At 62.9% G+C, this 19,373-nt stretch carries 11 protein-coding genes and 3 rRNA genes; all 14 read left to right on the forward strand.

Features of this window, described 5'->3' with window-relative positions; all coding sequences use genetic code 11:
- Positions 1-26 precede the first annotated feature (26 nt).
- The 14 genes from pheT (at position 27) to rrf (ending at position 19,106) form a co-directional block, all read left to right on the forward strand.
- Positions 27-2,636: a phenylalanine--tRNA ligase subunit beta gene (gene pheT / locus CHEID_RS04420; RefSeq protein WP_112769484.1), complete on the forward strand. Its 2,610-nt coding sequence runs from the start codon at positions 27-29 to the stop codon at positions 2,634-2,636.
- A 127-nt stretch (positions 2,637-2,763) separates the two neighbouring features.
- Positions 2,764-3,786, forward strand: coding sequence for an N-acetyl-gamma-glutamyl-phosphate reductase (gene argC / locus CHEID_RS04425; RefSeq protein WP_112769483.1), 1,023 nt, complete (start codon positions 2,764-2,766; stop codon positions 3,784-3,786).
- Positions 3,787-3,792: 6 nt separating this feature from the next.
- Complete coding sequence (gene argJ / locus CHEID_RS04430; RefSeq protein ID WP_112769482.1) at positions 3,793-5,007, forward strand: bifunctional glutamate N-acetyltransferase/amino-acid acetyltransferase ArgJ; 1,215 nt, start codon at positions 3,793-3,795, stop codon at positions 5,005-5,007.
- Between the two features lie 57 nt (positions 5,008-5,064).
- Positions 5,065-5,997, forward strand: coding sequence for an acetylglutamate kinase (gene argB / locus CHEID_RS04435; protein WP_112769481.1), 933 nt, complete (start codon positions 5,065-5,067; stop codon positions 5,995-5,997).
- Positions 5,990-7,285, forward strand: a complete 1,296-nt coding sequence (locus CHEID_RS04440; RefSeq protein WP_112769480.1) for an acetylornithine transaminase — start codon at positions 5,990-5,992, stop codon at positions 7,283-7,285. Before argB ends, CHEID_RS04440 begins: the two co-directional genes overlap by 8 nt.
- A 21-nt stretch (positions 7,286-7,306) precedes the next feature.
- Positions 7,307-8,233 carry an ornithine carbamoyltransferase gene (argF, locus tag CHEID_RS04445; RefSeq protein WP_112769479.1) on the forward strand — a complete coding sequence of 309 codons (927 nt, stop codon included), beginning with the start codon at positions 7,307-7,309 and terminating at the stop codon, positions 8,231-8,233.
- Positions 8,218-8,682 (forward strand): arginine repressor, encoded by a 465-nt coding sequence (gene argR / locus CHEID_RS04450; protein ID WP_112769478.1) that lies wholly within the window; start codon positions 8,218-8,220, stop codon positions 8,680-8,682. The genes argF and argR overlap by 16 nt, the downstream gene beginning before the upstream one ends.
- Before the next feature lie 71 nt (positions 8,683-8,753).
- Positions 8,754-9,950 (forward strand): argininosuccinate synthase, encoded by a 1,197-nt coding sequence (locus CHEID_RS04455; protein ID WP_112769477.1) that lies wholly within the window; start codon positions 8,754-8,756, stop codon positions 9,948-9,950.
- Positions 9,950-11,395 carry an argininosuccinate lyase gene (argH, locus tag CHEID_RS04460; protein WP_112769476.1) on the forward strand — a complete coding sequence of 482 codons (1,446 nt, stop codon included), beginning with the start codon at positions 9,950-9,952 and terminating at the stop codon, positions 11,393-11,395. Before CHEID_RS04455 ends, argH begins: the two co-directional genes overlap by 1 nt.
- A 65-nt stretch (positions 11,396-11,460) precedes the next feature.
- On the forward strand, positions 11,461-11,649 hold the full coding sequence (locus CHEID_RS04465; protein WP_112769475.1) for a Trm112 family protein: 189 nt from the start codon (positions 11,461-11,463) through the stop codon (positions 11,647-11,649).
- A 222-nt stretch (positions 11,650-11,871) separates the two neighbouring features.
- The gene (gene tyrS / locus CHEID_RS04470) at positions 11,872-13,248 is read left to right on the forward strand and encodes a tyrosine--tRNA ligase (RefSeq protein ID WP_112769474.1); all 1,377 of its coding nucleotides are present in this window, start codon (positions 11,872-11,874) and stop codon (positions 13,246-13,248) included.
- A 499-nt stretch (positions 13,249-13,747) separates the two neighbouring features.
- Positions 13,748-15,278: ribosomal RNA gene (locus CHEID_RS04475) — 16S ribosomal RNA — on the forward strand.
- Between the two features lie 322 nt (positions 15,279-15,600).
- A 23S ribosomal RNA gene (locus tag CHEID_RS04480) occupies positions 15,601-18,725 on the forward strand.
- A gap of 262 nt (positions 18,726-18,987) precedes the next feature.
- Positions 18,988-19,106: ribosomal RNA gene (rrf, locus tag CHEID_RS04485) — 5S ribosomal RNA — on the forward strand.
- Together the 16S, 23S and 5S rRNA genes form the textbook arrangement of a ribosomal RNA operon.
- The last annotated feature ends 267 nt before the right edge of the window (positions 19,107-19,373 follow it).

Raw genomic sequence — 19,373 nt, forward strand, 5'->3', positions numbered from 1 at the left:
TCCAAGGAAACGAGAAGTAGACACCGATGCTGATTTCCCAAGCCTGGCTCACCCGCATCCTGCGCACCGCCAACCCCAGTTGGTCGGTGAGCGCGGAGGACTTCGATGCTGGCTTCGTGCGGGTCGGCTTTGAGACCGAAGGCTATGAAGCCATCCCGGAGACCACTGGGCCCCTCGTGCTCGGCCGAGTGGAGCACATCGAGGAACTAGAGGGGTTCAAAAAGCCCATCCGCTACTGCGGCGTGAACGTGGGGCAGGCCAATGGCACCGGGGAACTGCAGCAGATTGTGTGTGGGGCCCGGAACTTCGCCGAGGGCGATTACGTGGTTGTCAGCCTGCCCGGGGCCGTGCTGCCCGGGGATTTCCGTATCTCCGCGCGCAAGACGTACGGGAAGGTCTCGGAGGGGATGATCTGCTCGGCCATGGAGGTTGGGCTGGCGAAGGTGCAGAACCCCGGGATTATGACCTTCGGAGCCGAAGACCTGGAGGAGGCGGGGGTTGGCGTGGGCGACGACGCCCGCGGCCTGCTGGGCCTGGAGGACACGGTCTTCGACGTCAATGTCACCCCCGATCGCGGCTACGCCCTGTCCGCTCGCGGCTTGGCCCGCGAGCTGGCGCACTCCTTCGAATTGCAGTTCCGGGATCCCTCCACGGATCCGGCGGCCGCGGCGCTGCCGGACGCCCTCATCGCTGGCCTGCCCAGTGCAGATGCGGGGGAGGTGCATGACCTCAGCGTGGCGGAAGAAGCGAAGTGTGCCATCTTCGGGCTGCGCAAAGTGGAGGGTATCGATCCCACGGCCCAGTCGCCCTTCTGGCTGCAGCGCGAGCTCATGCTGTGCGGCCAGCGGCCGATCAATGCGGCGACGGACGTGACAAACTACGTCATGTTCCTGCTGGGCCAGCCGATGCACGCCTTCGATGCGGACAAAATCACCGGGCCCTTGCGGGTACACCGGGCCGAGGGCGGGGAGAAGCTGGTCACCTTGGACGGGGTCGAGCGCACCCTCGACGCGGAGGATGTGGTGATCTCCGACGACAGCGGCATCCAATCCCTGGCCGGGGTGATGGGCGGATCCACCTCCGAGGTCTCGGAGGAGACCACCACAGTGCTGTTCGAGGCGGCCCATTGGGATCAGATCACTGTGGCTCGCACGTGCCGGCGGCACAAGCTGTCCTCCGAGGCCTCCCGGCGCTTCGAGCGGGGCACGGACCCGGCGCTCGTCGCCGAGGCCCTGGACTTGGCCGTGGCATTGCTGAGCCGGATTGCCGGCGGCCGGGTCGTGGCCGGTTCCACGGTGGTCGGTTTGGTGCCGCCGATGCCGACGATCACCATGCACACTTCCCGTCCGGGCAAGACTGCGGGAATGGTGTATCCGGATGGTACGACCATCGGGCGGCTGCGCGAGATCGGCTGCATCGTGCGCGAAACGGGTCGTCGGGATGCCAATGGGGCCCGCGAGATTCAGGTGACCCCGCCCTCGTGGCGCCCGGACCTCAATACCCCCGCTGACTGCGTGGAGGAGGTGCTGCGCCTGCAGGGGCTGGAGAACATCCCCTCCATCGTTCCGACGGCCCCGGCGGGCCGTGGCCTAAGCCCCCGGCAGCGGATGCGCCGGAGCGTGGGGCATGCCCTGGCCTGGGCCGGATACGCGGAAATCCTGCCCAGCCCCTTCATCGCCAACGATGTCTTTGACGTCTGGGGCCTGGATCCGGAAGATCCCCGCCGGAGCGCAGTGCGGGTACTCAATCCTCTGGAGAACGATTACGCCACCATCGGGACCACGTTGCTGCCGTCCATGATCGACTCACTGCGGCGCAATGTGGCCCGGGGGCAACGGGACGTCGCCCTGTACGGCGTGGAGCAGGTGTGCCTGCCGGATGCCGCCAAGCGGGCCGAGGAGCGGATCTCCCCGATGCTGGATGTCACCCGCCGCCCGGAACTCGAGGAGTTGTCCGGGCTGCTGGCTTCCCTGCCGGCCCAGCCGCTGCACGTGGCGGTCATCACCTCTGGGTCTCGGCAGTTGCAGGGAACCTGGGGCCCGGCGATCCCGTTTGCCGCAGCAGATGCCATCGAGGCTGCCCGGACAGTCGGCCGCGCGGCGGGGGTGACTCTCCAGTTCCGCAACGCCGATGATTACCTGCCGTGGCACCCGGGCCGCTGCGCGGAGGTGCTCGCGCCTGTGCCCACCTCCGGTGATACCGAGGAGTGGGTCACGGTGGGCCACGCCGGTGAGCTGCATCCGCAGGTGTGCGAGCGGGCGGACATTCCGGCCCGCACGTGCGCGGTGGAGATGGACCTCAGCGCGCTGCACATCGAGGAGTCGTTCCCGCGGCCGTTGTTGTCCCCGTTCCCGGCAGTGCTGCAGGACGTCGCAGTCGTGGTGGACGCCACCACCCCAGCGGCTGCCGTGACGGAGGCGCTGCGGGGCGGGGCCGGTCCGCTCCTCGAAGACATTCGGCTGTTCGATGTTTACACCGCCGAGTCGTTGGGGGAGGGCAAGCGCTCCCTGACGTTCTCCCTGCGGTTCCGCGCGCTGGACCGCACCTTGACGGAGGAGGAAGCTTCCGCCGCCCGGGAGGCTGCGGTCGCCGCCGCGGAAAGCGAGGTGGGGGCCACCCTGAGAGCGGTGTCCTAATCCCGCGGCTGACGAGTACGCCCAGAACAAGCGTGTCTAGAACCAGTGTGCCCAGAATCAACCTGCATAATTTACATGAGTCTGAATAGTTTGCACTGAGCAGTCCCGTAGGGCAAGATGGGGACCCATGAAACGCATCGCAGTTGCAGGAGCCAGCGGATACGCCGGCGGCGAGGCCCTACGCCTTCTGCTCAACCACCCCGGTTACAACCGGGACTTCACCATCGGAGCGCTCACCGGTGGCTCCAACGCCGGTGCCCGCTTCGGGGACCTGGTACCCGCGCTGCCGGCCCTGGCGTCCAAACGCCTGGAGGAGACCACGCCGAAGATCCTGGGCGAGCATGACGCGGTGATCCTCGCCCTGCCCCACGGCGTTTCTGCCGCCCTGGCCAAGGATCTCCCCGAGCACGTGAGCATCATCGACTGCGGCGCCGATTTCCGGTTAAAGAACACCTCCGCGTGGGAGCGGTACTACGGGACGGAACACGCCGGGACCTGGGTGTACGGCATTCCGGAGCTGCCCGGCAACCGGGAGGCCATCGCCCGCGCCCGCACTGTAGCCGCACCGGGGTGCTATCCCACCGGCGCCACGTTGGCTGCCGCCCCGGGCATCGTCGGGAGGGTCATGGCTCCGCAGGTCAGTGTCGTCTCTGTCACTGGCGTATCCGGGGCTGGGAAGAAACCCGCCGTCAACCTCCTTGGTGCCGAGACGATGGCCAATCTGCGGGCCTACTCCGTCGGCTCTCACCGGCACACCCCGGAGATCAAGCAGAACCTGGAGCAACTGGTGGAGGATACCGACGGTGTGCACGTCACCTTCACCCCCATCCTGGCCCCCCTCACGCGGGGTATCCTCAGCACCGTCACCGCCCCCGCCCGCGGGAGCGCCAGCGATGTGCGCCACGCCTACGAGAGCTTCTGTGCCGACGAACCCTTCCTCCACCTCCTGCCGGAGGGGCAGCAGCCGGAGACCCGTCACGTCATGGGTTCCAACATGGTTCACCTCCAGGTGGAGGTCACCGACGGGATGATCGTCGCCACCAGCGCCATCGACAACCTCACCAAGGGCACCGCCGGTGCCGCCGTCCAATGCCTCAACCTCATGCAGGGCTGGCCGGAGATCGCGGGCCTCCCGCAGACAGGACTGTAAAACGACATGGATCACGGCTCGTCCAGCTCCTCGAATCCCACCAGCCACGCCGCCCCGCAGCTCTGCGGCGTCACCGTGCCCAGGGGCTTCACCGCGGCAGCGACCACGGCGGGAATTAAGCCCAGCGGCAAGCCCGACATGGCCCTGCTGGTCAACGAGGGGCCGCTGTACACCGCCGCGGCGATGTTTACCAAGAACCGGGTGGTGGCGTCCCCAGTAAAGGTGACCCGCCAGAACAACAACGGCACCTTCCGCGCCGTGGTCATCAACGCCGGCAACGCCAATGCCTGCAATGGGGCACAGGGGGACCGGGACGCCACCGCCACGGCCGAGCACGTCGCCGAGTCGCTGTCCATATCCCCGCAGGACGTGGCGGTATGCTCCACCGGGCTGATCGGTGATCTTCTGCCGATGGACAAGGTGCACGCGGGTGTGAAGGCCCTCGTGCCCTCGCTCTCCTCGGAACCGGAAGCCGGCCACGCCGCTGCGCGTGCCATTATGACGACGGACACGGTGGACAAGCAGGCGGTCTACCACGGGGACGGCTGGTCTATCGGTGCCATGGGCAAGGGGGTGGGCATGATGGCCCCCTCTCTGGCGACGATGCTGGTGTTCCTCACCACAGATGCCGTTATGTCGGACGCCTCCGACCTCGCGCGGGCCCTGAGCGCCAGCACGGCCAGCACATTCGACTGCATCGACGTGGACGGCTCCACCTCCACTAACGACACGGTGATCCTCATGGCCAGCGGGGCCTCCGGGGTGACCCCAGACGCGGAGGAGTTCGCCCGGGCCGTGCACCAGGTCTGCCTGGACCTCACCATGCAGCTCCAGTCGGACGCGGAGGGGGTGACGAAGCGGGTGGCCATCACCGTGCGGGGAGCCGCCGACGATGACCAGGCCAAGATCGCCGCACGGGTGATCGGGCGGGACAACCTGTTCAAGTGCGCAATGTTCGGGTCCGACCCCAACTGGGGCAGAGTTCTGGCCGCAGTCGGCATGGCTCCGGTGGACATGGACCCGGAGGCGATCGACGTGTCCTTCAACGGCAACCCCGTGTGCGTGAACTCCACGGGGGCGCCAGGGGCCCGGCAGGTGGATTTGAGTGGGGTGGATATTTCCGTGGACGTGGACCTCGGGGTGGGTAGGGGACAGGCCACAGTGTGGACCACGGACCTGTCCCACAGCTACGTGGAGATCAACTCCGCCTACTCGAGCTAACCCCACTCCAGCTAACCCAATTCGAGCTGACCCCAACTGAAACGAAAGCAACGATTTATGAGTCCCATTTTTGGACATTCAACCTTCGCGGGCACCGCTGGTCTGACCCCGGAACAGCGTTCGCATGTCCTCGCGGAGGCATTGCCGTGGCTATTGCACTTCCGGGACAAGATCGTGGTGGTGAAGTACGGCGGAAACGCTATGGTGGACGAGGAGCTCAAGCGCGCCTTCGCCGCGGACATGGTGTTCCTCCGCGCGGTGGGAGCACGCCCCGTCGTGGTGCACGGCGGTGGGCCCCAGATCAACGCGATGCTGGACCGCGTGGGGCTCAAGGGCGAATTTCGCGGCGGTTTTCGGGTGACCACCCCGGAGGTCATGGAGTACGTGCGCATGGTGCTGTTCGGCAAGGTGGGACGCGAGCTGGTGGGGCTGATCAACGAGCACGGGCCCTACGCCGTGGGGACCTCCGGGGAGGACGCCGGCCTGTTCACCGCCCGCAAGCGGCTGGTGGAAGTGGACGGGGAGATGGTGGATATCGGGCGGGTGGGGGACATTGCCCATGTTCACGCGGAGTCCCTGTTCGACCTCATCGAGGCCGGCCGGATACCGGTGGTCTCCACGATCGGTCCGGATGTCAACGGGGAGATCTATAACATCAATGCGGACACCGCCGCAGGGGCACTGGCCGGGGCACTGGGCGCCGAGCGCCTCGTGATGCTGACCAACGTGGCTGGCCTGTACACGGATTGGCCCGACCAGGCCTCGCTGGTTAGCCGTTTGACGCCGACGGAGCTCGCACAGCTTCTGCCCACCTTGGATACGGGCATGATTCCGAAGATGGAGGCCTGCCTCGGCGCGCTGCGCACCGGTGTGGCCGCCGCGCATGTCATCGACGGGTGCACCCCGCACTCCGTGTTGCTGGAGTTAATGACGGAAGGTGGCATCGGCACGATGGTCACCGATGAAGATTGGGAGGACATCCATGCCTGAGGACAACGCAGGAATCACCGCCACTGCAATGGATAGCTGGCAGCAGCGGTGGGATACGGCGGTCATGGGCAACTACGGCACGCCCCAGGTTGAGCTGGTCCGGGGCCAGGGTTCCTATGTTTGGGACGCCAACAGCAAGCGCTACCTGGACTTCCTCTCCGGAATCGCCGTCAACGCCCTGGGCCACGGGCACCCGGCGATCACAGAGGCCGTGACCACCCAGATGCACACCCTGGGCCACACCTCCAACATCTTCGCCCACCCGGGTGTGATCGCGGTGGCCGAGAAGCTGGTCGGTTTGGTGGGGGAGCAGGACCCCACAGGCCGTTCCCACGGCTCCACCGTGTTTTTCTGCAACTCCGGAGCGGAGGCCAACGAGGCGGCCTTCAAAATCGCGCGGGCCACGGGCCGGACCAAGATCTTCGCCGCAGAGCGGGGCTTTCACGGCCGCACCATGGGTGCGCTGGCGCTCACTGGGCAACCGGACAAGCGCGCCCCCTTTGCACCGATGCCCGCAGGCGTGGAGTTCTTCCCTTTCGGGGACATTGCCGCTGTCCGGGACATGGCAGACGAGGACACTGCGGCCATCTTCGTGGAGTCCATACAGGGCGAGACCGGCATCATCCCCGCGCCGCCGGGCTTTCTAACCCAGCTTCGGGAACTGTGCGATGAGCTGGGCATCCTCCTGGTGGTGGACGAGGTTCAGGCCGGAATGGGCCGAACCGGGCAGTGGTTCGGGTTCCAGGCCGAAGGCATTGTGCCCGACGTGATCACCATGGCCAAGGGGCTAGGCGGTGGGCTGCCCATTGGTGCCTGCCTGGCCACCCCTCGCGCCCAGTTGCTGGCCAAGGGGATGCATGGCACCACGTTCGGGGGCAACCCCGTGGTCTGCGCGGCCGCCAACGCTGTCATCGACACGCTGAGGAATGAGAAGGTGCTGGACAACGTCCAGCGCGTTGGCGGGTACATCGCCGAAGCGCTCAGCGGCAACCCGCATGTGGTGGAGGTCCGCGGGCGCGGACTGATGCTGGGCGTTGTGCTCCGGGGCCCCCTGACCGTGGACCCCCTAGATTACGGCCTGCTGCTCAACCGCCCCGCCCCCGATGTTCTTCGCATCGTGCCGCCGCTGAACCTCAGCTTGGCGGAAGCAGAGGAGGGGGTGCGGGCCATCGAGGCGATGCTGCGGGACACGTTCGGCGTGGCGTCCGCACCACATCACCACGGTGATGGCAGCAACGGCGAGATGGGCGATCACGCCGCAGATTCCAACGAACCAGACCACAGCTGATCAGGCTGGAGAAAGGCAAGAATGCGCCACTTTTTGACTGACGCGGACCTGACCCCGGCCGAACAGGCCGAGGTATTGCAGCTCGCGGCGGAATTGAAAGATAACCGCTACAACAACGAATACCGGACCCTGCTGGAGCGGCGCACCGTCGCCCTTCTGCTGGACAAGACGTCCACCCGGACTCGCTTTTCCTTCAGCGCCGGGGTGACCGAGCTGGGCGGAAACGTGGTCACGGCGGATTCCAAGAGCTCCCAGATGGGGAAGGGGGAGACGTACCAGGACACTGGGGCGGTGCTCTCCCGCTACGCCGCGGCCATCCTGTGGCGAACCGGGGCGCAGGCGAACCTAGAGGCCATGGTGGAAACCGCCACGGTGCCGGTGATCAACGCGCTCTCCGACGACTTCCACCCCTGCCAAATTCTCGCGGACCTGCAGACGGTGGCGGAGAACAAGGGTGGGCAGGGTAACGGACCGCTGGGCATTGGCGGGCTGAACGCGGTGTACCTCGGCGACGGCGCCAACAATATGGCCAACAGCTACATGCTGGGATTCGCTACCGCGGGGGTCAACATCACCATCTGCGCGCCGGAAGGCTTCCAACCGGAGCAGCAGTTTGTGGAGAAGGCTCGGGACCGTGCGCAGGAGACCGGGGCACGCGTCACCGTGACCGAGGACATCGACGTTAGCGGCGCGGATGTGGTGATCACCGATACGTGGCTGTCCATGGGGCAGGATCCCTCGGAGGACCGGTCCGTGCTGCGCGACTATCAGGTCAATGAGGAGCTCATGGCCACCGCGCCCGAGGCCATCTTCCTGCACTGCCTACCGGCCTACCGGGACTCCGAGGTGACCCCCGGGGTCATCGACGGCCCCCAGTCCCGGGTGTTCGACGAGGCCGAAAATCGGCTGCACGCCCAGAAGGCGCTGCTGGTATGGCTGCTGCGCTGACCCGTTCCGCACGGCAGGGCAAGGTGGCTACGCTGCTGCAAGCCAGGAAGTTCACCAGCCAGCGCGAGCTCCTGGAGGGCCTGCAGGCCGAAGGGGTGGAGATCACCCAGGCCACGTTGTCGCGAGACCTCGTGGACCTCGGGGCCCGCAAGGTGCGCGCCGACGGCCAGGCCTACTACGCGCTGCGCGAGGAGCTGCGGGCCGATGGGCCGGAGGGTCTGCGCCGCGTGTTGTCCGAACTGCTCGTCGGCACGGACCACTCCGCGAACATGGCCGTGCTGCGCACCCCGCCGGGCGCCGCCCAGTACCTCGCTAGCTGCGTTGATCGGGCCGCACTACCGCAGGTGGTGGCCACGATCGCCGGGGACGATACGATCTTCGCCCTGCCGCGCGAACCCCTAACTGGCGCTGAGCTTGCCGAACACTTCCACGGTTTAGCGCTGCACTAAACTCTTTCCAACGAACGCTTACAACCGGTGCCCAACCCCCTTTTCTGGCGCCGATGAAAGGAACTTGTCACATGAAGGACCGCGTCGTACTCGCCTACTCCGGCGGATTGGACACCACCGTCGCCATCAGCTGGATTGCCAAGGAACGCAATGCCGAGGTCGTGGCGGTATCCATAGATCTGGGGCAGGGGGGCGAGGACATGGAGACCGTACGCCAGCGCGCCCTGGGTGCCGGTGCGGTCGAATCCATTGTTGTGGACGCCAAGGACGAGTTCGCCGAGGACTACTGCCTGCCCGCGATCAAGGCCAACGGGTTGTACATGAAGGAGTACCCCCTGGTCTCCGCTTTGTCGCGCCCGTTGATTGTCAAGCACCTCAGCGATGCGGCCCGGGAGCATAACGGCACCGCCGTGGCCCACGGTTGCACGGGCAAGGGCAACGACCAGGTGCGCTTCGAGGTCGGATTCGCCAACACCGCTCCCGACCTGGACATCATTGCGCCCGTGCGCGACTACGCCTGGACGCGTGAGAAGGCCATCGCCTTCGCCGAGGACAACGGCATCCCCATCGAGCAATCCAAGAAGTCCCCGTTCTCCATCGACCAGAACGTATGGGGCCGTGCCGTGGAGACCGGGTTCCTGGAGGACCTGTGGAATGCCCCCACCAAGGACGTGTACGCCTACACCGAGGATCCCGGCCTGGGGCAGGCTCCGGATGAACTGATCATCTCCTTCGAGAGCGGCAAGCCCGTGGCGATCGACGGCCGCAAGGTCAGCGTGCTGGAGGCCATCGAGGAGCTCAACCGGCGGGCCGGTGCCCAGGGCGTGGGCCGCCTGGACATGGTGGAGGACCGCCTGGTGGGCATCAAGTCCCGCGAAGTCTACGAGGCCCCGGGAGCCATGACCCTCATCCGCGCGCACGAGGCCCTGGAGGCCGTGACCGTGGAGCGCGAACTGGCCCGCTACAAGCGGCAGGTGGATGCGGAGTGGTCCAACCAGGTTTACGACGGCCTATGGTTCGCCCCGCTCAAGCGGAGCCTGGATGCCTTCATCGAATCCACCCAGACTCACGTCACGGGCGACATTCGGCTGCAACTTCACGCGGGCACCATCACCGTCAACGGGCGCCGTTCCGGGAAGTCCCTCTACGACTTCAACCTGGCCACCTACGACGAGGGGGATTCCTTCGACCAGTCCATGGCCCGCGGCTTCGTGGAGCTGCACGGACTGTCCTCCAAGATCGCCTCCAAGCGGGACCTGGCCAACTGATGGGCGCGACATCCACCACCAACGAGGGCGCTCTGTGGGGCGGTCGGTTCGCGGGCGGGCCCGCGGACGCGATGGCTGCGTTAAGCAAGTCCACCCACTTCGACTGGGTCCTGGCCCCATATGACGTGCTGGCTTCCAAGGCCCACGCCAAGGTACTGCACCGTGCCGGACTGCTGTCGGACGCGGATCTGGACACCATGCTGGATGGATTGGAGCGCCTTGGTCGTGGCGTCCACAATGGATCATTCGGTCCGGAACCCCGCGATGAAGACGTTCACGGTGCCATGGAGCGCGGCCTGATCGAGTTGGTGGGCCCGGAAGTTGGCGGGCGGCTGCGGGCGGGACGCTCCCGGAATGACCAGGTGGCAACGCTGTTCCGGATGTGGCTGCGCGACGCGATTCGCGAGGTGGCCGCGGGCGCTGCAGACGTAATCGGGGCGCTGGTGGCGCAGGCCGAGCGGCATCCCGAGGCGATCATGCCGGGCAAGACACACTTTCAGGCGGCCCAGCCGGTGTTGCTTGCACATCAGCTCCTCGCGCACGCCCACCCGCTGCTCCGAGACATCAACCGGATGCGGGACCTGGACGCTCGGCTGGCCATTTCCCCCTATGGGTCCGGAGCCCTGGCCGGTTCCTCTCTTGCCCTGGACCCGGAAGCGATCGCCGAAGAGCTTGGCTTCGCGGATGCGGCCGACAATTCGATTGATGCCACGAGCTCCCGGGATTTCGCCGCCGAGGCAGCCTACGTGCTTGCGCAGTTGGCGGTGGACCTCTCCCGCTTCGCCGAGGAGATCATCGCCTGGTCCACGCCGGAATTCGGCTACGTGACCCTAGCCGACGCATGGTCCACCGGATCCTCCATCATGCCGCAGAAGAAGAATCCGGACGTCGCAGAGCTCATGCGGGGCAAGACGGGGCGGCTGATCGGCAACCTGGCCGGCCTAATGACAACGCTCAAGGCCCAGCCGCTGGCCTACAACCGCGACCTCCAAGAGGACAAGGAGCCCGTTATCGATTCCGTGGCCCAACTGCGCCTGCTGTTGCCGGCCATGGCGGGGTTGGTGGGGACCCTGGAGTTTCACCCCCAGCGGATGCGGGAACTGGCGCCCGCCGGGTTCACGCTGGCCACCGACCTGGCCGAGTGGATGGTGCGCCAGGGCGTGCCCTTCCGCGAGGCACACGAGGCCTCCGGTGCTTGCGTCCGCATGGCCGAAGAGCGCGGGTGCGATCTGTATGACCTCAGTGACGAGGACTACCGGTCTGTGCATCCGGCCCTGACGGGGGAGGTGCGGGAGGTGCTGACCATAGATGGAGCCGTGGCTTCCCGTTCCACCCGAGGTGGCACCGCTGGTGCGCGCGTGCAGGAACAGCTACGCGGGGTCGCTGAGAAGATGGGCGAAGCGCAAAAGTGGGCGGAGCAAACCATCATTGGCCGACGACAATGAGCCGACGGGACATAGGGTCGGCAGGAGGGAACGGCACGCGGCCGATAGGAGGAAACAGGGAGACAATGGTTGGAGGCGAGAACGCGGTGGACGAGAAGCTGCTAGAGCTCGTGGTGTGCCCCCGGGACAAGGGGCCACTTGAAAGGCATGGCGACAGCTTGGTCAACCCTCGATTGGCCGTGGCCTATCCGGTGCGCGACGGAATCCCGGTACTTCTGCCGGATGCAGCTACCCCGTGGACGCCCGAACGCTAGCGCGGGTGCTCCTGCCCGCCGAGGCGGCCGGGGTCTTAGGCGGTCTACCGACCGCCGACGCAGCCTGGGCTGCGGCGTAGCACCGGTGGTGTTGACTGCGGGTTATCGGTCGTGATGACTGCGGGTTAGCGGTCTGGGTAACCGCGAATTGCCAACCCGGGTGTGTCCGGGAGCGACGACACTCGACATCGACAATTACAAGAACCAGCGAGACGAGAAGCAATGAGCAAGGCAGATGGCAGTGCGGACCATAGCGGCATCATCGAGGATCTGCAGTGGCGGGGTTTGATTGCCCAGTCCACGGACATTGGCGCGCTGAGGGAGCAGCTTAGAACCCCGACCGCCCTGTACGCGGGCTTCGATCCCACGGGTGAATCCCTCCATGCCGGGCACCTCGTTCCCCTGCTCATGCTGCGCCGCTTCCAGCTCGCCGGGCATCGTCCGTTTGCCTTGGCCGGGGGAGCCACGGGGATGATCGGGGATCCCCGAGATGTGGGGGAGCGGTCGATGCTTAGCGACGAGCAGGTCCAGCGGAACCTGGAGCGGATTCGGGGACAGTTGGCCACCTTCATCGACTTGGAACCTGCAACGGGTGAGGGAGGTTCCAACGGGGATCGGACTGATGCAGCCATTGGCGTAAGGGAGACCACCGGTACTGGTGCCCGGCTGGTGAACAATGCCGACTGGACAGGCAAGATGTCCGTCATCGACTTCCTGCGGGATCTGGGGAAGAATTTCTCGCTTAACACCATGCTGTCGCGGGACACCGTTAAGCGCCGGCTTGCCGGGGACGGCATCTCCTACACGGAGTTTTCGTACATGTTGCTGCAAGCCAATGACTACGTTCACCTGCGGCGCAACCACGATGTCCGGCTACAGATCGGTGGCTCGGATCAGTGGGGGAACATCATCTCCGGAGTGGATCTCAACCGCCGGTTGGATGGGGAGAGCGTGCACGCCCTGACGGTGCCATTGGTTACGGACTCGGAAGGCAACAAATTCGGTAAGTCTACGGGTGGGGGCCGACTCTGGCTAGATCCAGAGCTGACCAGCCCCTACACCTGGTACCAGTATTTCTTCAATACCGCTGATGCCGATGTGCTGCGGTACCTCAAGTGGTTCACCTTCCTCTCCCGGGAGGAAATCGAACGCTTGGCGGAGGAAGTGGAACACCGGCCTTTCAAGCGGGAGGCACAGCGGACCCTGGCGCGAGAAATGACCAAATTGGTGCACGGCGAGTCTGCGGTGGAGCAGGCAGAGCTCGCCGCCCAAGCGCTGTTCGGCAAGGCCGAGCTAACCGCGCTGGACCGCAACACCCTGGAAGCGGCCCTGGGTGAGGCGGGTCTCAGTGTTGTCGAGGCGAACGCCACCGCTGTGGACCTCTTGGTTGCTGCGGGTCTGGAACCCTCCAACGGCGCCGCCCGGCGCACGATCGGGGAAGGCGGCGCCTACGCCAACAATGAACGCATCGGCGAGATCGATTGGGTGCCGGGTCCCGAAGATCTGCTATTCGGCGAGTTCCTCGTGCTGCGCAAGGGTAAGAAGCGGTTTGCCGGAGTGCAGGTGCGGGCCGACCAGGGCGGGATCCAGCCGGCTTAGGACGGCGCCTGACCAGGCGATTTGTCAGCGTTTTGGATGGTGTGTACATTAGCTCCAGTCACCGCGACGGCAAGTCGCCTGGTGCGGGGCTTCCGCCGAGGCCCCTGAGAACAAGAACCTCGTTTTGCTTTAAGCGGGCGTTGGTGTTTAAACTCGGTTTTCTGCGCAATACGCCGTCCTGGATCCTAGGGCGCGTGCGGTTGTGCGTGTGGTGTTTGAGAACTCAATAGCGTTGACGATGCATTTTTTGTTTGTTTGGCATTGCTGTGCGTGTGCTCTTTTTGTGGGTGTGCGTGTGGTGGTGTGTGGTCTGCACTGGCTGCTGCTTGCGTGTTGTAGGTGGTGGTTGTGGTGTGGTCTGGTTGCGTGGTGCCTGCCAGCGCGGCGCTGTTGATGGTCTTCTTCCTTGTGTGGAGGGGGTTGTTGGTGGTGTGAAGTGGTGGGTGGCTAGTTTTTTGTTGTGCCATGGTTTGGGCTTTTCATGGGCCTGTTTGTGGTTTTTATGGAGAGTTTGATCCTGGCTCAGGACGAACGCTGGCGGCGTGCTTAACACATGCAAGTCGAACGGAAAGGCCGAAGCTTGCTTCGGTACTCGAGTGGCGAACGGGTGAGTAACACGTGGGTGATCTGCCTCGTACTTCAGGATAAGCCTGGGAAACTGGGTCTAATACTGGATAGGACCATGTTTTAGTGTGCATGGTGGAAAGTTTTGTCGGTATGAGATGAGCCCGCGGCCTATCAGCTTGTTGGTGGGGTAATGGCCTACCAAGGCGACGACGGGTAGCCGGCCTGAGAGGGTGGACGGCCACATTGGGACTGAGACACGGCCCAAACTCCTACGGGAGGCAGCAGTGGGGAATCTTGCACAATGGGCGCAAGCCTGATGCAGCGACGCCGCGTGGGGGATGACGGCCTTCGGGTTGTAAACCCCTTTCGCTAGGGAAGAAGCCACTCTTTGTGGGTGGTGACGGTACCTGGATAAGAAGCACCGGCTAACTACGTGCCAGCAGCCGCGGTAATACGTAGGGTGCGAGCGTTGTCCGGAATTACTGGGCGTAAAGAGCTCGTAGGTGGTTTGTCGCGTCGTCTGTGAAATCCCGGTGCTTAACGCTGGGCGGGCAGGCGATACGGGCATAACTGGAGTGCTGTAGGGGAGACTGGAATTCCTGGTGTAGCGGTGGAATGCGCAGATATCAGGAGGAACACCGATGGCGAAGGCAGGTCTCTGGGCAGTAACTGACGCTGAGGAGCGAAAGCATGGGTAGCGAACAGGATTAGATACCCTGGTAGTCCATGCTGTAAACGGTGGGCGCTAGGTGTGGGGGTTTTTCACGATTCCCGTGCCGTAGCTAACGCATTAAGCGCCCCGCCTGGGGAGTACGGTCGCAAGGCTAAAACTCAAAGGAATTGACGGGGGCCCGCACAAGCGGCGGAGCATGTGGATTAATTCGATGCAACGCGAAGAACCTTACCTGGGCTTGACATATGCAGGATCGCCGCAGAGATGTGGTTTCCCTTGTGGTCTGTATACAGGTGGTGCATGGTTGTCGTCAGCTCGTGTCGTGAGATGTTGGGTTAAGTCCCGCAACGAGCGCAACCCTTGTCTTGTGTTGCCAGCACGTGGTGGTGGGGACTTGCAAGAGACTGCCGGGGTTAACTCGGAGGAAGGTGGGGACGACGTCAAATCATCATGCCCCTTATGTCCAGGGCTTCACACATGCTACAATGGTTGGTACAGTGAGCAGCGATCCCGTGAGGGGGAGCGAATCTCTTGAAAGCCAGCCTCAGTTCGGATTGGAGTCTGCAACTCGACTCCATGAAGTCGGAGTCGCTAGTAATCGCAGATCAGCAACGCTGCGGTGAATACGTTCCCGGGCCTTGTACACACCGCCCGTCACGTCATGAAAGTTGGTAACACCCGAAGCCAGTGGCCCAAACTCGTTAGGGAGCTGTCGAAGGTGGGATCGGCGATTGGGACGAAGTCGTAACAAGGTAGCCGTACCGGAAGGTGCGGCTGGATCACCTCCTTTCTAAGGAGTTTTTAATATTTTTGGTTGAAATCCAGTGTGAACATGTCACGGCACGCCCCTTCGGTGGGGTGTGTGGGTGTGAGCCGGTTGAAGCAGGCAAGTGGGTGTGTCGTTGATTGCTGTTGGGTGTCTGGAACGCTGACACGTGTGTGTGGTGTTCTTGTGGCTGCGCTTTGTGCGCGCGCGCTGGTTGTGCGTGTGTGTGGGGTGTGGTTGTGGTGTGTGAGAACTGTATAGTGGACGCGAGTAATCTTCTTTATTCTTGTTGTGTGCATCGCATCCCTGCTGTGTGTGGGGGTGTGTTGTGTGTCTTAGTGTTGTGTGTGTTGTTTTTGAGGCACACGGTGGATGCCTGGGTACATCAAGCCGATGAAGGACGTGTCAGGCTGCGTTAAGCCTCGGGGAGTTGCCAAGAAAGCGTTGATCCGAGGGTGTCCGAATGGGGAAACCCGGCCGTGGTTGTGTGCGGTCACCCGCTGCTGAATGAAATAGGTGGTGTGGAGGGTACGCGGGGAAGTGAAACATCTTAGTACCCGTAGGAGAAGAAAATAATAATGATTCTGCTAGTAGCGGCGAGCGAACGTGGATTGTTGGCTAAACCATGCGCGTGTGATACTTGGTAGGGGTTGCGTGTGTGGTGTTGTGGGGTGTGTGTTGTTCGTGGTTCTACCAGGCTGCGGCGTGATGTGTGGGTGTTAGCGGAAGTGGTTTGGAATGGCCTGCCGTAGACGGTGAGAGTCCGGTACGTGAAAGCACCTGTCGTGTTGCGTGGATGTGCGCCCCGAGTAGCAGCGGGCTCGTGGAATCTGCTGTGAATCTGCCGGGACCACCCGGTAAGCCTGAATACTTGATGTGACCGATAGCGGATTAGTACCGTGAGGGAATGGTGAAAAGTACCCCGGGAGGGGAGTGAAAGAGTACCTGAAACCGTGTGCTGACAAGCCGTCAGAGCCCTGTGGGGTGATGGCGTGCCTTTTGAAGAATGAGCCTGCGAGTCAGCGGCATGTCGCGAGGTTAACCCTGTGGTGGGGTAGTCGTAGCGAAAGCGAATACTAACGAGTGTGTTTAGTGGCATGTCCTGGACCCGAAGCGGGGTGATCTACCCATGGCCAGTGTGAAGCAGCTGTAAGAGGTTGTGGAGGCGCGAACCCACTTAGGTTGAAAACTGAGGGGATGAGTTGTGGGTAGGGGTGAAAGGCCAATCAAACTCCGTGATAGCTGGTTCTCCCCGAAATGCATTTAGGTGCAGCGTTGTGTGTTTCTTCCTGGAGGTAGAGCTACTGGTTGGTTTAGCGGGACTATCATCTTAGCGACATCAGCCAAACTCCGAATGCCGGTGAAGGTTTAGAGCATGGCAGTGAGACTGCGGGGGATAAGCTTCGTAGTCGAGAGGGAAACAGCCCAGATCGCCGGTTAAGGCCCCTAAGAGTGTGCTAAGTGGAAAAGGATGTGGGATCGCGAAGACAGCCAGGAGGTTGGCTTAGAAGCAGCCATCCTTGAAAGAGTGCGTAATAGCTCACTGGTCGAGTGGTTCTGCGCCGACAATGTAGTGGGGCTTAAGCACACCGCCGAAACCGCGGAGCCTGCCCTGTTGTGGGGTGGGTTGGTAGGGGAGCGTCGTGCGTTGGTGGAAGCTGCCGGGTGACCGTGTGGTGGACGGCGTGCGAGTGAGAATGCAGGCATGAGTAGCGAATGATGAGTGGGAAACTCATCCGCCGGATGACTAAGGGTTCCTGGGTCAAGCTAATCTTCCCAGGGTGAGTCGGGGCCTAAGGCGAGGCCGACAGGCGTAGTCGATGGATAACGGGTTGATATTCCCGTACCCGTGTGTATGCGACCAATGGTGAAACGCGGAGACTAACACGCGTATCATGCGCATGCTGCTGTTATGGCTGCCTGCCTCCTTGTGGGGTGGGTGGTTGGTGGTGTGTGTGGGTGTGTGTGGACCTGATGTGGTAGTAGCTAAGCGATGGGGTGACGCAGGAAGGTAGCCACGCCGTGTGGTGGATGTTCACGGTGTAAGCGTGTGGCCCGCGTGGTTGGTAAATCCGCCGCGCATGATGGGTGAGGCGTGATGCGTACCCTACTTTTGTGGGGGATGGTGGTGATCCTATGCTGTCGAGAAAAGCCTCTAGTGAGTGTGCGCACGGCCCGTACCGTAAACCGACACAGGTGGTCAGGTAGAGAATACTAAGGCGATCGGGTGAACTGTGGTTAAGGAACTCGGCAAATTACCCCCGTAACTTCGGGAGAAGGGGGGCCACTGCTGGTGACAGACTGGTTTTGAGCTGGTGGTGGTCGCAGAGAATAGAGGGAAGCGACTGTTTACTAAAAACACAGGTCCGTGCGAAGACGGTGAAGTCGATGTATACGGACTGACGCCTGCCCGGTGCTGGAAGGTTAAGAGGACCTGTTAGAGCCCCTTTGTTGGGTTCGACGCGGAGAATTTAAGCCCCAGTAAACGGCGGTGGTAACTATAACCATCCTAAGGTAGCGAAATTCCTTGTCGGGTAAGTTCCGACCTGCACGAATGGCGTAACGACTTCCCTGCTGTCTCAACCACAGGCCCGGCGAAATTGCAGTACGAGTAAAGATGCTCGTTACGCGCGGCAGGACGAAAAGACCCCGGGACCTTCACTATAGCTTGGTATTGGTGTCTGGTTCGGTTTGTGTAGGATAGGTGGGAGACGTTGAAGCGGCCACGCTAGTGGTTGTGGAGTCGTTGGTGAAATACCACTCTGATCGGATTGGGCATCTTCAACCTCGGCCCATGATCTGGGTTAGGGACAGTGCCTGGTGGGTAGTTTAACTGGGGCGGTTGCCTCCTAAAGAGTAACGGAGGCGCCCAAAGGTTCCCTCAGCCTGGGTGGCAATCAGGTGGTGAGTGTAAGTGCACAAGGGAGCTTGACTGTGAGACTGACAGGTCGAGCAGGTACGAAAGTAGGGACTAGTGATCCGGCACCGGCTTGTGGAAGCGGTGTCGCTCAACGGATAAAAGGTACCCCGGGGATAACAGGCTGATCTTCCCCAAGAGTCCATATCGACGGGATGGTTTGGCACCTCGATGTCGGCTCGTCGCATCCTGGGGCTGGAGTAGGTCCCAAGGGTTGGGCTGTTCGCCCATTAAAGCGGCACGCGAGCTGGGTTTAGAACGTCGTGAGACAGTTCGGTCTCTATCCGCCGCGCGCGTGGAAACTTGAAGAAGGCTGTCCCTAGTACGAGAGGACCGGGACGGACATACCTCTGGTGGGCCAGTTGTCACGCCCGTGGCATGGCTGGTTGGCTACGTATGGGAGGGATAACCGCTGAAAGCATCTAAGCGGGAAGCCTGTTTTGAGATGAGGTTTCTGTTGAGGTTCCCTAAAGATGATGGGGTTGATAGGCCGGATCTGGACGCACCGTGAGGTGTGGAGGTGACCGGTACTAATGAACCGACGACAACACAAAACATGCACCACCCCGGGGTGATACCGGGGGTTGGTGTGCCGCGCATCCCCGTGTGGTGGTGCGTGGTGAGTACTGAAGACGAACAAGAGGATGATGGTGTGCTGTGTGCTGCCGTGACCGCCGTGGTGGTGGTGTGGTGGTGTGTGGTGGGTTGCTCGCGTTGACTGTGCAGTGTCTGGCATGCCACAGCAGCCCTCGTGGTGCCCCGCCTTTTTGTGTGGGGTGCGTGGGGGTTGGCATGTTAACAAAGAAAATTGAGTGTGTCGGTGGTTGTTAGCGGCGGGGGTCACGCCCGGTCCCGTTCCGAACCCGGAAGCTAAGCCTGCCAGCGCCGATGGTACTGCACCTGGGAGGGTGTGGGAGAGTAGGTCACTGCCGGCCAAAACTTTGAAATGGTGAGGATACAAACAAGGGGTCAAACCCACGCATTAGCGTGTGGGTGGATGCCCGGTTTGTGTCCTCACCATTTCTTCGTACCCAGATACTTGGAAACTTAGATACTTAAATACCTAAACTCTTTAGGGGCGGGCGCGGCTGGGGCCGGTTATTTACCCTGGGGCGAGGCTATTTGTCTTAAACCTTTGCAGTCCCCCTAGCTGCGACCGCTCAGCCGGGGTGGGGCGACAATGGCGGCTGACCCAGCAACCA

The sequence above is a fragment of the Corynebacterium heidelbergense genome (assembly GCF_028609845.1).
Taxonomy (GTDB): domain Bacteria; phylum Actinomycetota; class Actinomycetes; order Mycobacteriales; family Mycobacteriaceae; genus Corynebacterium; species Corynebacterium heidelbergense.

What these genes read in the sequence shown, in the direction of transcription:
- argR (WP_112769478.1), top strand. Translation starts at nt 8,218, where the DNA reads ATGGCTGCTGCGCTGACCCGTTCCGCACGGCAGGGCAAGGTGGCTACG.
- argC (WP_112769483.1), top strand. Translation starts at nt 2,764, where the DNA reads ATGAAACGCATCGCAGTTGCAGGAGCCAGCGGATACGCCGGCGGCGAG.
- argJ (WP_112769482.1), top strand. Translation starts at nt 3,793, where the DNA reads ATGGATCACGGCTCGTCCAGCTCCTCGAATCCCACCAGCCACGCCGCC.
- CHEID_RS04440 (WP_112769480.1), top strand. Translation starts at nt 5,990, where the DNA reads ATGCCTGAGGACAACGCAGGAATCACCGCCACTGCAATGGATAGCTGG.
- pheT (WP_112769484.1), top strand. Translation starts at nt 27, where the DNA reads ATGCTGATTTCCCAAGCCTGGCTCACCCGCATCCTGCGCACCGCCAAC.
- argB (WP_112769481.1), top strand. Translation starts at nt 5,065, where the DNA reads ATGAGTCCCATTTTTGGACATTCAACCTTCGCGGGCACCGCTGGTCTG.
- CHEID_RS04465 (WP_112769475.1), top strand. Translation starts at nt 11,461, where the DNA reads ATGGTTGGAGGCGAGAACGCGGTGGACGAGAAGCTGCTAGAGCTCGTG.
- CHEID_RS04455 (WP_112769477.1), top strand. Translation starts at nt 8,754, where the DNA reads ATGAAGGACCGCGTCGTACTCGCCTACTCCGGCGGATTGGACACCACC.
- argH (WP_112769476.1), top strand. Translation starts at nt 9,950, where the DNA reads ATGGGCGCGACATCCACCACCAACGAGGGCGCTCTGTGGGGCGGTCGG.
- tyrS (WP_112769474.1), top strand. Translation starts at nt 11,872, where the DNA reads ATGAGCAAGGCAGATGGCAGTGCGGACCATAGCGGCATCATCGAGGAT.
- argF (WP_112769479.1), top strand. Translation starts at nt 7,307, where the DNA reads ATGCGCCACTTTTTGACTGACGCGGACCTGACCCCGGCCGAACAGGCC.